A 14,124-nucleotide genomic window follows, 5' to 3' on the forward strand; every position below is an offset into this window, starting at 1 on the left:
TTTGGTTGCCAGGGGCGGGGGAGCGCCCCCATCCTTCCTCATCACGCATGAGGGCGAGGAATTTGTCCCCGGCCCGGCTTGGGTGGATATTTGGTCAGTTCGCATAGGTTGCGAGGCGTCGCCCGCCTGGGGCGTCCGATGACGAAGGCTGGGAACTGGTCGTGACAGGTGTGTCGAGCGCCAACCCCGGTGCGCCTGCGCCGAAGCGCAAGGCCAAGGTCCCGCGCAAGCACACGGTTGGTCGGGTGATCCTGACCAGCTCCCTCGTGCTCGCGCTGGTGACGGCCCTCGGCGTCGTGTTCCTCGTCCGTCACCTCAACGGCAACATCACCTCCTTCGACATGGAGGAGGCCCTCGGCGAGGACCGCCCCGAGGAGGTCTACAGGGGCAACGGAGAGCCCCTCGACATCCTGGTCATGGGCGACGACAACCGGGACTGCGAAGGCTGCGACGTCGTCGGTGACGACGAGTCTGGTGGTGGCTCCGACACCACCATCCTGGTCCACCTCTCGGCTGACCGGAAGCGCGCCTACGCCGTCTCCATCCCCCGGGACTCGATCGTTGATCGCCCCGCCTGCGGGGACAGTCCGGCCGCCACCGATGTCAAGTGGAACGCTGCCTACGGCGTCGGCGGTCCGCTGTGCACCGTGGCGCAGGTCGAGAGCACCACCGACATCCGCGTCGAGCACTTCGTGGTGGTGGACTTCAACGGGTTCGGCGACATGGTCGACGCCGTCGACGGCGTGCCGGTGTGCGTCCCCGAAGACATCGACGACCCGAAGCACGGCATCTTCGTGCCGGCGGGCGACCCCTCCGTCCTGAGCGGGGACGAGGCCCTGGACTACGTCCGGGCCCGGTATGTCGGCGAGGTCATCCAGCAGAACGACATCAGCCGCATCAAGCGCCAGCAGACGTTCATCGCGGCGCTGGTCCGCAAGGTCAAGTCGGCCGGCACCCTGACCCGCCTCGACCGCGTGGTGGGCTTCCTCGACGCAGCCACCCAGTCCCTGACCACCGACGACGGACTGGGGTCGGTGACCCGGATCGGCAAGATCGCCATGCAGCTGCAGAACGTCGGCCTGGAGAACGTCAAGTTCGTGACGGCCCCGACTGAGTACTTCCCCCTCGACTCCGAGTTCAAGGGCAGCGTCTTCTTGACAGAGCGGGCCGACACCATGTGGCAGCTGCTCAACGAGGACAAGCCGCTTCCGAAGCCGTTGCTCGGCGACGCGATCACGGCCAAGCCTCCGGCAAGCTCCAACGAGTCGGAGCCCGATCCCGGCACCGAGCCTCCCGTGCCGGAGCCCACCACCCCCTCGGAGACCCCGACCGAGTCCGAGCCGGCGACACCGAGCGAGGAACCGACCCCGAGCGAGGAACCGACCCCGGATCCCGTCCCCGGGGTGTGCGCATGACCGCTGCTGACGACGCGACGTCGGACCAGCAGCCCGAGCCCGAGTGGGTACGCCGCAAGCGACTCGCCGCCGTCTTCGGTGACGTCCTGCCGGAGCAGACCAGCGACGACCGTCCACCCGCCTCGCCGGACGGTTCCGGCAAGGGCGACGAGTGGTACCGCGACCAGGTCCCGCCGCACCACGGTTGAGCCTGCTCGCCGCGCCTTGGTCAGTTCGCGTAGGTTGCGAGGTGTCGCCCGCCCGGGGCGTCCGATGGCGAAGGCTGGGAACTGGTCGTGTCAGGTGTGGCGAGCGCCAGTTCCGACGCGCCCGCGCCGAAGCGCAAGACCGGGGCCCCGCGCAAGCACACCGTCGCGAAAGTCGTCCTGATCAGCTCCGTCGTGCTGGCGATGGTGACCGCTCTCGGAGTCGTGTTCCTCGTCCGCCACCTGAACGGCAACCTGAACGTCGAAGACCTCACGCCAGCGCTCGGCCCCGAGGAGGAGCGCCCTCAGCGCACGGGTCCGGAGGGCGACCTCAACATCCTGGTGATGGGCTCGGACACCCGCGAGGGCGAGGGCAACGGCATCGACGCCGAGGACCCGGACAATGGCGCTCGCTCCGACACCACGGTCCTCCTCCACCTCTCGGCCGACCGCGAGCGGGCCTACGGCATCTCGATCCCGCGCGACTCGCTGGTGACCCGTCCCGATTGCGGTGAGGACGACGAAATCAGCGGCGCCGAGTCCGAGATGTGGAACGACGCCTTTGCGCTGGGCGGGCCCGCCTGCACGATCCGCCAGGTCGAGGCCACCACCGGCGTCCGCATCGACAACTACGTCGTCGTTGACTTCAACGGCTTCAAGGACATGGTCGACGCGGTCGGCGGCGTCCCGGTCTGCATCCCCAAGGACATCGAGGACCCCAAGACCGGGATCAACATTGACGCTGGGGAGCGGGAGATCCGCGGCGACGAGGCACTCGACTACGTGCGAGTCCGCTCCTCGGTGGGCAACGAGTCCGATCTGGGTCGCATCAAGCGTCAGCAGACCTTCATGGCAGCGATGATCAAGAAGGTCGCGTCCGCCGAGACCCTGGCCCGCCCCGATCGCCTGGTGAGGTTCCTCAGCGCGGTCACGAAGTCGCTCAAAACCGACTTCGAGAGCGTCCGCGACCTGGCCGGCCTCGGCCTCCAGCTGCAGGACATCGGCCTCGACAAGGTCCAGTTCGTCACCGTGCCGTGGGAGTACACGCCCAACTACCGCGTGCTGTGGCGTCCGGAGGCAGAGCAGCTGTGGAAGAAGATCATCGCCGACGAGCCCCTGTCGTCGCGCCAGACGGACACGGCGGTCAAGGCGGCCGAGGCTCCCGGGCCCGAGACGCCGTCCCCGTCGGCGTCCCCGAGCGAGTCGGCAACGGAGTCCCCGACACCGACGCCGACTCCCACCGAGACCGAGACCCTCACTCCCGAGGAGACCGAGGAGGCCGAGGCGGAAGCCGAGGCCAACGGTCTGTGCGCGTGACCTGAGTTGGCCCGTCCGGTCAGCCGCGGGCCCGCAACAGGTCGCGGATCTCCTCGAGCAGCGCGATGTCGGCCGGGGTGCCCTCCGCCTCGGTGGGGAAGAAACGTTCCTTCGCCTTCGTGTAGGGAACGACGACGGCGAAGTAGACGACTGCCGACAGCACAATGAAGGCGATCAAGGCGTTGAGGAAGAAACCGAGGTCGCCGAGCTCTGCGTCGGCGAAGAGATTGCCGGTGCCCGGCAGCAGGCTGGTCAGCCACGCGGTGAAGGCAGTGACCACGGAGGCGAAGGCCCCGGCGATGATGAACGCGACGGCGAGCTCGACGAGATTGCCCCGGAGCAGGAAGTTCTTGAAGCCAGTCACGGCTTCGACGCTAGCGGGTGTAGGCCACGGTCAGGAAATCCCTCAGCGAGGCGACCGCGACCGTCTCGGCGCTGGCAGGATCGATGCCGGCGACGATCAACCGCCCCGTGAGGCTCGAGTCGGCCGCACCGGGAGGCGGGATCGCCAGCACCAGGACGTCGTGAGCCAGCTCGTCGCTCTCCCCGGTCTCGGGGTCGACGGCGCTGAGGTCGATCCGGTCGCCTGCCTCGAGGAGCTCCACCACTGCCGGGTCCGGGAGCCGCAGCGGCATCACCGTCAGCTCCGGATGGGCCTCGGCCAGCTCAGCGCCCACGACGCGCACATCGGTGATCGCCTCCCCCTGGCGCACCGGTGCTGCAAGCACCCGGTCGACCGGTGAGCTTCCCAGCCCGACCGGCGCCAGCGCCTCCGGCCAGGCCACCATCGACACGTCCTCGGGCGCGACCCGGTCGCCGGCTGAGAGGTCGGCGGCGGCCACCGGCACCTGGACCGTCGGGGGAGCAGGACCGACGGTCGCGCGAAGCCCGGCGAAGACTGCCAGCGCGACGAGCAGCGCCGCGAGCGGTCGACGCCGAGCCAGGACGAGCCGGCGAAGGGCACGCGCCTTGCGGCGTACGGCAGGAGGTGTGCGCATCCGGTGACGCTAGGGCTCGGGATGCGCCCGGGCTCACCGTCGTCCCCAGCCGGGGGTCCAGCTCAGCTCGACGAGGCACCTGTGGACGACGACTGGCTCGAGCCCGAGGTCTTGGCGGGCGCGGACGCGGACGCGGCCGTGGAAGCACTGGACGAGTCCGCGGAGGACCCAGACGTCGACTCGGACTTCGAGTCGGACCTCGAGTCGGACTTGGACTCCTTCTTGGGGGAGTCCGAGGTCGACGAGCTCGACGAGTCAGCGGAGCGGCTGTCCGTGCGGTAGAAGCCGGATCCCTTGAACACCACACCCACCGCGTTGAAGACCTTGCGCAGTCGGCCCTGGCACTCAGGACACACGGTCAGCGAGTCGTCGCTGAAGCTCTGGACCTGATCGAAGGCGTGGGGGCACTCGGTGCAGGCGTATTGGTAAGTAGGCATGTGGGCACCCTTGGGGCTATGCAGTCGACAACGAGATCCGGCGGGCCCGCGACTCGCTGGCACTCCACCCGATCGACTGCCAAGGGTACGGCACAATGCTGATGACATGAACGAGCAGCCCGCCTCCGCCCCGTCGCTCCGCGCGCTGCTGCGCCGTGCGCCCCGCGGCCTGCGGTGGTCCACCTACGTCGCCGCCGCCTTGGTCCTGCTTCTGGTGCTGCTCCTCGCAACCGCTGCAGCGCTCGTACGCCGACCGGTGCCCGACACCGACGGCGAGCTCGAGCTCGCTGGGCTCGACGCGGAGGTGGAGGTCATCCGCGACGCCTACGGCATCCCGCAGATCTACGCGGACACTGACGACGACCTCATGCGCGCCCAGGGCTTCGTCGCCGCCCAGGACCGCTTCTTCGAGATGGACTTTCGTCGTCATGTCACCGCGGGGCGGCTCTCGGAGCTGTTCGGCGAAGAGGTGATCGAGACCGACAAATACATCCGGACCATGGGCTGGCGTCGGGTGGCCGAGGAGGAGTGGGCGCTCCTCGACACCTCGACGCGTGACGCACTGAGCGCATACGCCGAGGGGGTCAACGCCTACCTCGAGCAGAACGAGCCAAACGAGATCGCCGTGGAATACACGATCCTGGGGCTCAGTGGGCTCGACTACGAGCCCGAACCGTGGGAGCCGGCGGACTCGTTGGCCTGGCTCAAGGCGATGGCGTGGGACCTCAGGGGCAACATGGAGGACGAGATCGACCGCGTCCTCGCCGGGCTCGACAATCCGCCAGAACGGGTCGCCGAGCTCTATCCCCCCTATGACGCCGGAGCGCATGCGCCCATCGTCGACGCAGGCGGCGTGGTGGACGGCGTCTTCGAGCAGAACGCGTCCGGCAACGCGACCCGCAACCCCCGGCGACCGGCAGTCAACGACGACATCGTGCGTGCCCTCACCGACCTGCGCGCCGGGCTGGACCGCATGCCCGACCTGCTCGGTCGAGGGGACGGGATCGGCTCCAACTCCTGGGTGGTCGACGGGGAGCACAGTGCGACCGGTCTCCCGCTGCTCGCCAACGATCCGCACCTGGGGACCAGCCAACCCGGCATCTGGATGCAGATGGGTCTGCATTGCCGAGAGCTCAGCTCCGACTGCACGCTCGAGTCCTCGGGCTTCACCTTCGCCGGTGTCCCGGGGGTGATCATCGGGCACAACGCCGACATCGCGTGGGGCTTCACCAACCTCAGCCCCGACGTCACCGACCTGTATCTCGAGCAGATCCGGGGGACGAGCTGGATCCAGGACGGCGAGGAGATCCCGCTCGAGCTGCGCACCGAGACGATCAAGGTGCGAGGCGGCGACGACGTCACCCTCGAGATCCGCGAGACCGGGCACGGTCCCCTCCTCAGTGACGTGAGCGACGAGCTCACGACCATCGGTGACAACGCTGCGACCACCGAGACCACCGCGTCGGGGGACGACGAATATGCAGTCTCGCTCCAGTGGACCGCGCTGCAGCCCACCACCACCGCGGACGCCGTCCTCGCCCTCAACCGCGCCAGCAACTGGGACGAGTTCCGGGCTGCGGCCAGCGACTTCGCCGTACCAGCCCAGAACATGGTGTACGCCGACCGCGAGGGCCACATCGGATATCAGGCACCGGGACTGGTCCCCATCCGCAAGTCCGGCAACACCGGGGAGACCCCGGCCGAGGGCTGGCTCTCGGCCAATGACTGGACCGGCGACTACATCCCCTTCGACGGCCTGCCCAACGTCCTCGACCCCGAGGACGGCTTCATCGTGACGGCCAACCAGGCGGTCATCGGCGAGGAGTACCCCTACTTCCTGACCCGCGACTGGGACTACGGCTATCGCGCCACGAGGATCCGTCAGCTCCTCGAGGAGGAGGGGGAGCTCTCGGTCGCGGAGATGACGAGCCTCCAGCTCGACAACGCCAACCCCATGGCGGCGACGTTGGTTCCTTATCTGCTCGACATCGAGGATCTCGGGTCCGACTACTACGACGACGGCCAGGAGCTGTTGGCGAGCTGGGACTTCACGCAGCCCGCAGACAGCGCCGCAGCGGCCTACTACAACGTCGTGTGGAGCAACCTGCTCCGCCTGACCTTCCACAACACCCTGCCCGAGGAGGTCTGGCCCAACGGCGGGGACCGTTGGTTCGCCGTCGTCACCCAGCTGCTGCGCGACCCGAGGAGCCCGTGGTGGGACGACAGGACCACCGAGGACGTCGTGGAGTCGCGCGACGACATCCTGCGCCAGGCCCTGCTCGACGCCCGCGACGAGCTGACCCAGCGGCAGGCTCTCCAACCGGACGACTGGAGCTGGGGCGACCTGCACCAGATGGACCTGCGCCACTCGAGTCTCGGAGAGTCGGGCGTCGGACCCCTCGAGTGGCTCTTCAACCGCAACGGCCACCGCGTCGGTGGCGGCTCGGGCATCGTCGACGCGACGAGCTGGGACGCCGCCCAGGGATACGGCGTCACCGCGGCCCCGTCGATGCGCATGGTGGTCTCGCTGGCCGACTTCGACCGGTCCCGCTACATCAACCTCACCGGCGTCTCAGGACACCCCGGGTCCTCGCACTATGGCGACCAGACCGAGCTCTTCGTCGACGGCGACTACCTCCCGTGGGCGTTCTCGCGAGACGCCGTCGTCGAAGCCGGGGAGGACACCTTGGTGCTCACTCCCGCCGACGACGAGTGATCGCTACATTGACCGCATGAAGAGCGAACTGTTTGCCGCCGACAACCTCGAGATCCACGACGGGCAGCGGTTTGCCCTCCAGAACAGCCACATGCTGCGGGTCTCGCTGGGCCCTGACGTGCTGGCGGTCAAGGGCGGGATGGTGGCCTTCCAGGGTCAGGTGCGCTTCGACCACGAGAAGTCCGGCTCGATGGCCAAGCTGATCAAGAAGGTCGTCTCCAGCGAGGACATCCCGCTGATGCGGGTCTCGGGCCAGGGCGAGGTCTTCTTCGCCCAGGAGGCCGGCAACGTCCACCTGGTCACGCTCGAGGGCGACGGGATCTCGGTCAACGGGCGCAACCTGCTGGCCTTCGACGCTGCCATGGAGTGGGACATCAACCGGGTGCGGGGCGCCGGGATGATGGCCGGCGGCCTGTTCAACACCACCGTCCGCGGCACCGGCACCGTTGCGCTCTGCACGGTCGGCAAGCCGGTCCTCCTCGACTGCTCGCAGCAGCCCACCTTCGTGGACGTGCAGGCCGCGGTCGCCTGGTCGTCCACGCTGGTCCCCAACGTCGTGTCGAGCATGAACATGAAGTCGATGCTGCGCGGAGGGTCGGGCGAGGCCTTCCAGTATTCCTTCCACGGCCCCGGCTTCGTCGTCGTCCAGCCCTACGAGTGGGTCGCTCCCGCGTCTGGCTCCAGCGGTGGCGGTGGGGGCGGCGGCCTCATCGGAGACCTGCTCAAGGGGTGATGCCCGCGGGGGTGACCACGTGCGTCACCCGGCGGTCATGGGGCTCAGACGGCACGTCCAGTCCAGTTTCGTCCTCGTGGAGCAGTACGGCGACGGGCACACCGGCACCGACGCGGGCGAGCGCCCGGTCGTAGGAACCGCCGCCGCGCCCGAGTCGGTCGCCTTCGCTCGAGGCGGCCAGCCCGGGCACCAGCACGACGTCGGCGTCCGCGATGGTCGACACCCCGAGTCGCGGGCCCACCGGCTCGAGCAGTCCCCGGGCTGCAGGCACGAGCTGGCCGGTGAAGGCCACCCAGTCGAGGTCGTTGTCGGGCCGCAGCACGGGAAGCAGCACCCGCTTGCCCGTGCGGGTGAGCTCCTCCAGCAGGCGCGTCGTCCCGGGCTCCCGCCCGACGGCGACGTAGGCAGCCACGGTGCCTGCTCGGCGTACGACGTCCCACGCCAGCACGTGCTCGGCGATCGCCTCTGCGGCCGCCGCCGACTCGACCAGTGGTCGGCGCCGACGGGCGGCCAGGACCTGGTCTCGCAGGGAGAGCTTGGCGACGTTGGCGGGGCTCGCGCGCGACGGCACGGGGGGCTCGGCTGGTGCTGACACGCAATCAGCCTACGATCGGAGCATGGGTAGCAAAGGCCTCGCCATCGCACGCGCCAAGATGCAGGACGCAGGCGTCGACCCCGTCGCCGTCGACACGTTCGCGCACTACTACCGCCTGCTCGAGCACGGCGAGACGGGGATGATCCCGGAGTCGACGATCGATCCGCTCGACATGGAGGCGCTGGTCGACGTCGAGGTGAGTGACGACGTCGCGGCTGAGGCGATCCGCAGGACCGCGGTCATCAAGCTCAACGGTGGCCTCGGCACCTCGATGGGCATGGACCGCGCCAAGTCCCTTCTCTGTGTGCGCCGTGGCCTGAGCTTCCTGGACATCATCGCCCGGCAGGTGCTGCACCAGCGCGAAAAGTACGGAGCGCCGCTCCCGCTGATCTTCATGAACTCCTTCCGCACCTCCTCCGACACCATGGCCGCGCTCGCGCGCTACCAGGACCTCCAGGTCGACGGCCTGCCCCTGGAGTTCCTGCAGAACAAGGTGCCGAAGCTGCTGGCCTCCGATCTCATGCCGGCGGGCTACCCCAAGAACCCCGACCTCGAGTGGTGTCCGCCCGGCCACGGCGACCTCTACACCGCTCTGCGAGGCACCGGGTTGCTGGCGCAGCTCCTCGACGCGGGCTACCGCTACGTCTTCGTCTCCAACTCCGACAACCTCGGCGCCGTGCCCGACGCCAGGGTGGCGGGCTGGTTCGCCGGCACGGGCGCGCCGTTCGCGATCGAGGCTGTACGCCGCACGCCGTCGGACCGCAAGGGTGGGCACTTCGCCAGGCGCAGGTCCGACGGTCGGATCGTGCTGCGGGAGTCCGCCCAGACCCTCGACTCCGACCGCGAGGCGCTGGCCGACCTCGACCGGCACAAGTTCACCTCGACCAACAACCTGTGGTTCGACCTGCGGGCGATGACCGAGACGCTCGATGCTCGCCAAGGCATCCTCGGGCTGCCCCTGATCCGCAACGTCAAGCACCTCGATCCCGGCAAGCCCTCGACCCCCGAGGTGATCCAGGTCGAGACCGCGATGGGGGCCGCGATCGAGATATTCGAGGGGGCTCGCACCATCGAGGTCGGACGCGACCGCTTCGTGCCGGTGAAGACGACCAACGACCTGCTCGTGCTGCGCTCCGACATCTATGACCTCGGAAAGGACTTCGTGCTGGACCAGGCGACCGAGAGCGTGCCCTTCGTCGACCTCGACAGCGACTTCTACAAGCTGGTCGGCGACTTCGACAAGCGCTTCCCGGAAGGGGCGCCGTCCCTGCGCAGGGCCACCTCGCTGGTGGTCGACGGAGACGTCACCTTCGGCCGCGACGTCAGCGTCGTGGGCGACGTCGCGATCCAGGCGCCCTCAGCACAGCGGGTCGAGGCAGCCACGGTGCTGGAGTCCCGTGGCTGACCTGCTTCCGGTCCCTGACCTCGTCGAGCGGATCCTGGCGACGGTCTCGCCGCTGCCCGACTTCCCGCAGGCGTTGATGGACGCCCTGGGCCTCGCGCTGGCCGAGGACGTGTCCGCCCCGATCTCGTTGCCCAGCTTCGACAACTCGGGGATGGACGGCTATGCCGTGACGTACGCCGATGTCGTCGGCGCGTCGGAGGACACCCCGGTCCACCTGCCCGTCGTCGGGGAGATCGGCGCCGGCCGTGGCGGCCTGATGGCCCTGTCGCCGGGCACCGCCGCGAAGATCATGACCGGGGCCCGGGTGCCGGCCGGCTGCGACGCGGTCGTGCCCTACGAGTGGACCGACCGCGGTGTCGCCCAGGTGCGCATCACCAAGCCACCGCGGCAGCACCAGCACATCCGCGTCGCCGGCGGCGATGTCGTCGAGGGTGACGTGCTGCTCGAGCACGGGACCGTCCTCGGGCCGCGTCACCTCGGCCTGCTCGCGGCCGTCGGCCGGGCCACCGTGCGGTGCCGTCCGCGCCCGCGGGTGGTGGTCATCTCCACCGGGTCCGAGCTGCGCGACCCGGGGTCCACGCTCGGTCACGACTCGATCTACGACGGCAACTCCTACCTCCTGGCCGCCGCCGCCCGGGCCGCGGGTGCGATCGCCTATCGGGTCGGGATCGTGCCGGACGACCCCCGCACCTTCACCGACGCGCTCAGCGACCAGCTCGTCCGTGCCGACCTCGTCGTCACCAGCGGGGGAGTGAGCGAGGGCGACTTCGACGTCGTGAAGGAGGCCCTCTCCTCGCTGGGGTCGGTCTGGTTCGGCGGCGTCGCGATGCAGCCGGGGAAGCCGCAGGGGTTCGGCACCATCGGCGAGGACCAGACGCCGATCTTCACGCTGCCGGGAAACCCCGTCTCCGCATACGTCTCCTTCGAGACCTTCGTGCTGCCGGCGATCCGCCGGATGATGGGCAAGCTCCCCTACTCCCGACCGCTGTCGCGCGCGCGGCTCACCCACGGGATCTCCTCGCCCGAGGGCAAGCAGCAGATGGTGCGGGCTTCGTGGGAGAGCGACCGTGGCGGGGCGTTCGTCTCGCCCGTCGGTGGCCACGGGTCGCACCTCTTGGGGGATCTCGCGTCGAGCAACGCGCTCATCGTCGTCCCCGCGGCGACCACGGCGCTGCAGGCCGGCGACATGGTGCAGGTGCTCAAGCTGGACGACGAGTTCTGATGACGTCCTTCTCCCACATCGACGACTCGGGCGCCGCTCGCATGGTCGACGTGTCCGACAAGGCGGTGACGGCCCGGACGGCGTCCGCCTCGGGTCGCGTGCTGGTCTCCGAGGCCGTGATCGCCCTCCTGCGCGGCGCCGGCGTGCCCAAGGGCGACACCCTCGCGGTTGCCCGGCTCGCGGGGATCATGGGGGCCAAGCAGACGCCGTCCCTCATCCCGTTGTGCCATCCGCTCGCGCTGTCGTCCGTCACCGTGGACCTCACCGTCACCGACACGTCGGTCGACATCGTGGCCACCGTCGCCACCACCGACCGCACGGGCGTCGAGATGGAAGCACTGACCGCTGTGGCCGTCGCTGCGCTGACCGTCATCGACATGGTCAAGGCGGTCGACAAGGCCGCCGTGATCACCGACGTCCGGGTGGAGACCAAGTCCGGTGGCAGGTCCGGCGACTGGACGCGCGGATGAAGGCCGTCGTCGTCGTGGCCTCCAACCGAGCGGCTGCCGGGGTGTACGCCGACGAGACGGGTCCCCTGATCACCGCGTGGCTGTCCGAGCAGGGCTTCACCGTGGACGAGCCCGTCGTCGTACCTGACGGTGACCCCGTCGGGGAAGCGATCGCCGCCGCCGTCGCAGAAGGTGCGCGGGTGGTGCTGACCACCGGTGGCACCGGCCTCACCCCGACCGACTGCACGCCTGAGGCCACCCGCCCGCTCCTCGATCGCGAGGTCCCCGGGATGGCCGACGCCATCCGCGCCCACGGCCTCGCCAACGGGGTCCCGACAGCCATGCTCTCCCGCGGGCTGGCCGGGGTCGCCGGCTCCTGCCTGGTGGTCAACCTGCCCGGCTCACGCGGGGGAGTCAAGGACGGGCTTGCCGTGTTGGGGCCCGTGCTGCGACACGCGGTGGAGCAGATCGTCGGCAGCGACCATTGATCGGCAGACCGACATGACGACGGCGGTCGGCTGGCCCGCCTGGCTCACCTACGACGGAGTCACCCTCCGCCCACTGGAGGGGGCCGACGCGCACGCCTGGCGTGAGGCGCGACAACGCAACGGTGACTGGCTCAAGCAGTGGGATGCCTCCGTGCCGCCGGGAGGGACCGGCGCCGGCGGCAGCTACGCCCAGGTCGTACGCCGCCTGCGCAAGCAGGCTCGGCAGGGCCAGTCGATGCCCTTCGCGATCGAGGTCGACGGTCGTTTCGTCGGTCAGGTGACGGTCAACAACATCGTCCGCGGGTCCGCGCAGTTCGCCTCGCTGGGCTACTGGCTGGATCGCTCGGTCGCGGGTCGGGGCATCATGCCGACCGCTGTGGCCATGGTCATCGACCACTGCTTCACCGCCGCGGGACTGCACCGGATCGAGATCTGCGTCCGCCCCGAGAACACCAACTCGCTGCGGGTGGTGGAGAAGCTGGGGCTGTTCGAGGTCGGCTACGCGCCACGGTTCCTCCACATCAACGGGGACTGGCGCGACCACCGGATCTTCGCGGTCACCGTCGAGGAGTGTCCCGGCGGAATGCTGGCCCGACTGTCCTCCTAGGCCTCAAACCCCACGAGTCACACCAGTTGTTTTGCGACACACCTATGGACATCCGTCCCAGGTCCGGGTAGCGAACCTAGTCTCGGGGCGTGGACCTGAGTGCGCTGATCTTCGTTGCCCTGGCGGTCGCCTGGGCCGTCTACCTGATCCCGAAGGCGCTCAAGCACCACGACGAGGTCGTTCGGAGCCGCTCCGTCGACCGCTTCTCCCACACCATGCGCGTGCTGGCGCGACGCGAGCCCGTCAACGCCCGGGCTGCCCGCCTCGTCGTCACTCCCGGCCGCCAGGCCTCCAGGCCGACGGTCGAGACGAAGGCGTCCAGCGCCGCCCCGAGCCAGCCGTCGTACGCCGCTCGCCGTGACGCCGCCCGCAAGGCCACCAAGCGGCGCCGCCACGTGCTGGCCGCGATCCTGCTCGCCAACACGGTCGTCATCGCCCTGGCCGGCGCCCAGGTGATCACCTGGCCCTACGTCGCCATCCCGGCCGTGCTCCTCGTCATGTGGCTCGTCGCCTGCCGGGTGATGGTCAAGGGTGAGCGTGCCGCCGCGCGCCCGGTCACGATCACGATCCCCGTCACCATCCCCGTCGAGGTCGTCGATGAGATCGTCGACGAGCTGCCCGAGACCACCGACTCGCCGATGGTGCCGGAGGTGGAGGTGCGCGCCGAAGGCGCTCAGCCGGATCGCGCCGAAGGCGCTCAGCCGGATCGCGCCGAAGGCGCCTGGGACATGGTCCCCACCACGCTGCCGACCTACGTCTCCAAGCCGGCCGCCGTGCGGCGTACGGTCCAGACGATCGACCTCGACTCCACCGGCGTCTGGTCCTCAGGTCGCAACGACGACGACAGTGCCCTGGCCCGCGGGGCCGAGGAGTCCGAGCGCCTCGCGCGTGCCGAGGCCGAGCGTCGCGCCACCGGTTCCTGACTAGATTGGCCGCATGGCCACCGTCACCCTGTCCCAGTCCCGCGCCGTGCCCGTGGCGGTCGACGAGGCCTTCGACCGGGTGCTGGCACACCCGCTCACCGAGATCTTCCGTCGACGCCGGCTCGCGATCCCGCCCATCAAGGACGTGCGCGACCAGCAGGGCGACTGGGGCACGGTCGGCCAGACACGCGTCATCGTCCTCGCCGACGGCGGCACCATGCTCGAGACGCTGACGTCGAACGACCGTCCGCACAGCTTCGGCTACACCATCTCCGAGATCCGCGGCCCGATGAAGCCCCTCGTGGCCAGCGCCGACGGTCTGTGGACCTTCGAGCCCGCAGGCACGGGCACCCGCATCACCTGGGCGTGGGAGCTCACCCCCACGACCGCCGGCCGGGTCGCCATGCCTGCCTTTGCGACGATGTGGCGCGGGTATGCCCGACAGGCGCTCGAGGAGATCGAAGCCATCCTGCTCAGGTGAGCCGACACGATTGGGAGGCGCCCAATCCCGGGTGCTATCTTTTCGAATCGCTTGGGGGTGTGGCGCAGCTGGTAGCGCGTCTCGTTCGCATCGAGAAGGCCAGGGGTTCGAGTCCCCTCACCTCCACCAGCACCCACGGCCCGTCGAGAGACG

At 69.5% G+C, this 14,124-nt stretch carries 16 protein-coding genes, 1 tRNA gene and 1 pseudogene; 14 read left to right on the forward strand and 4 right to left on the reverse strand.

What is annotated here, in order from left to right; all coding sequences use genetic code 11:
• Window positions 1-161: 161 nt before the first annotated feature.
• From VNJ48_RS17790 to VNJ48_RS17800, 3 genes are all read left to right on the forward strand, one after another.
• A complete protein-coding gene (locus tag VNJ48_RS17790; protein WP_325604546.1) occupies window positions 162-1,415 on the forward strand; it encodes an LCP family protein in 1,254 nt (417 codons plus the stop codon).
• A complete protein-coding gene (locus VNJ48_RS17795) occupies window positions 1,412-1,603 on the forward strand; it encodes a hypothetical protein (RefSeq protein ID WP_325604548.1) in 192 nt (63 codons plus the stop codon). Before VNJ48_RS17790 ends, VNJ48_RS17795 begins: the two co-directional genes overlap by 4 nt.
• 96 nt (window positions 1,604-1,699) lie before the next feature.
• Window positions 1,700-2,917, forward strand: a complete 1,218-nt coding sequence (locus VNJ48_RS17800; RefSeq protein ID WP_325604550.1) for an LCP family protein — start codon at window positions 1,700-1,702, stop codon at window positions 2,915-2,917.
• 19 nt (window positions 2,918-2,936) lie between these two features.
• Here VNJ48_RS17800 and VNJ48_RS17805 read toward each other — a convergent pair whose 3' ends face one another.
• Both VNJ48_RS17805 and VNJ48_RS17810 read right to left on the reverse strand, forming a co-directional pair.
• Window positions 2,937-3,281: an MscL family protein gene (locus tag VNJ48_RS17805; RefSeq protein WP_325604552.1), complete on the reverse strand. Its 345-nt coding sequence runs from the start codon at window positions 3,279-3,281 to the stop codon at window positions 2,937-2,939.
• Between the two features lie 10 nt (window positions 3,282-3,291).
• Window positions 3,292-3,915 carry an SAF domain-containing protein gene (locus VNJ48_RS17810; RefSeq protein WP_325604555.1) on the reverse strand — a complete coding sequence of 208 codons (624 nt, stop codon included), beginning with the start codon at window positions 3,913-3,915 and terminating at the stop codon, window positions 3,292-3,294.
• Window positions 3,916-3,996: 81 nt separating this feature from the next.
• Between VNJ48_RS17810 and VNJ48_RS17815 the strand changes: the two genes are divergently transcribed.
• Window positions 3,997-4,197, forward strand: a complete 201-nt coding sequence (locus tag VNJ48_RS17815; RefSeq protein WP_325604677.1) for a hypothetical protein — start codon at window positions 3,997-3,999, stop codon at window positions 4,195-4,197.
• Window positions 4,198-4,259: 62 nt separating this feature from the next.
• On the opposite strand, the pseudogene VNJ48_RS17820 reads toward VNJ48_RS17815, so the two are convergent.
• Window positions 4,260-4,460: pseudogene (locus VNJ48_RS17820) on the reverse strand (FmdB family zinc ribbon protein); the annotation flags it as partial.
• On the opposite strand from VNJ48_RS17820, the gene VNJ48_RS17825 reads away from it, so the two are divergent.
• Both VNJ48_RS17825 and VNJ48_RS17830 read left to right on the forward strand, forming a co-directional pair.
• The gene (locus VNJ48_RS17825) at window positions 4,459-7,068 is read left to right on the forward strand and encodes a penicillin acylase family protein (protein WP_325604557.1); all 2,610 of its coding nucleotides are present in this window, start codon (window positions 4,459-4,461) and stop codon (window positions 7,066-7,068) included. The pseudogene VNJ48_RS17820 and the gene VNJ48_RS17825 overlap by 2 nt on opposite strands.
• A 16-nt stretch (window positions 7,069-7,084) precedes the next feature.
• Window positions 7,085-7,801, forward strand: coding sequence for an AIM24 family protein (locus VNJ48_RS17830; protein WP_325604559.1), 717 nt, complete (start codon window positions 7,085-7,087; stop codon window positions 7,799-7,801).
• Here the strand turns inward: VNJ48_RS17830 and VNJ48_RS17835 are convergent.
• Window positions 7,791-8,396 (reverse strand): 5-formyltetrahydrofolate cyclo-ligase, encoded by a 606-nt coding sequence (locus VNJ48_RS17835; RefSeq protein ID WP_325604563.1) that lies wholly within the window; start codon window positions 8,394-8,396, stop codon window positions 7,791-7,793. The genes VNJ48_RS17830 and VNJ48_RS17835 overlap by 11 nt on opposite strands.
• Before the next feature lie 22 nt (window positions 8,397-8,418).
• Between VNJ48_RS17835 and VNJ48_RS17840 the strand changes: the two genes are divergently transcribed.
• From VNJ48_RS17840 to VNJ48_RS17875, 8 genes are all read left to right on the forward strand, one after another.
• Window positions 8,419-9,801, forward strand: coding sequence for a UTP--glucose-1-phosphate uridylyltransferase (locus VNJ48_RS17840; RefSeq protein WP_325604565.1), 1,383 nt, complete (start codon window positions 8,419-8,421; stop codon window positions 9,799-9,801).
• Complete coding sequence (gene glp / locus VNJ48_RS17845; protein ID WP_325604567.1) at window positions 9,794-11,023, forward strand: gephyrin-like molybdotransferase Glp; 1,230 nt, start codon at window positions 9,794-9,796, stop codon at window positions 11,021-11,023. Before VNJ48_RS17840 ends, glp begins: the two co-directional genes overlap by 8 nt.
• Window positions 11,023-11,493 carry a cyclic pyranopterin monophosphate synthase MoaC gene (gene moaC / locus VNJ48_RS17850; RefSeq protein WP_325604569.1) on the forward strand — a complete coding sequence of 157 codons (471 nt, stop codon included), beginning with the start codon at window positions 11,023-11,025 and terminating at the stop codon, window positions 11,491-11,493. The genes glp and moaC overlap by 1 nt, the downstream gene beginning before the upstream one ends.
• Entirely contained in the window at window positions 11,490-11,960 is a 471-nt protein-coding gene (locus VNJ48_RS17855) for a MogA/MoaB family molybdenum cofactor biosynthesis protein (protein ID WP_325604571.1), read from the forward strand. Before moaC ends, VNJ48_RS17855 begins: the two co-directional genes overlap by 4 nt.
• 13 nt (window positions 11,961-11,973) lie before the next feature.
• Window positions 11,974-12,567 carry a GNAT family protein gene (locus tag VNJ48_RS17860; protein ID WP_325604573.1) on the forward strand — a complete coding sequence of 198 codons (594 nt, stop codon included), beginning with the start codon at window positions 11,974-11,976 and terminating at the stop codon, window positions 12,565-12,567.
• Window positions 12,568-12,656: 89 nt separating this feature from the next.
• Complete coding sequence (locus tag VNJ48_RS17865; protein ID WP_325604575.1) at window positions 12,657-13,490, forward strand: hypothetical protein; 834 nt, start codon at window positions 12,657-12,659, stop codon at window positions 13,488-13,490.
• Between the two features lie 13 nt (window positions 13,491-13,503).
• Window positions 13,504-13,971 carry an SRPBCC family protein gene (locus tag VNJ48_RS17870; protein WP_325604577.1) on the forward strand — a complete coding sequence of 156 codons (468 nt, stop codon included), beginning with the start codon at window positions 13,504-13,506 and terminating at the stop codon, window positions 13,969-13,971.
• Window positions 13,972-14,024: 53 nt separating this feature from the next.
• Window positions 14,025-14,100, forward strand: a tRNA-Ala gene (locus VNJ48_RS17875).
• Window positions 14,101-14,124: the final 24 nt, after the last annotated feature.

This window comes from Nocardioides sp., from assembly GCF_035576065.1.
Lineage (GTDB): Bacteria > Actinomycetota > Actinomycetes > Propionibacteriales > Nocardioidaceae > Nocardioides.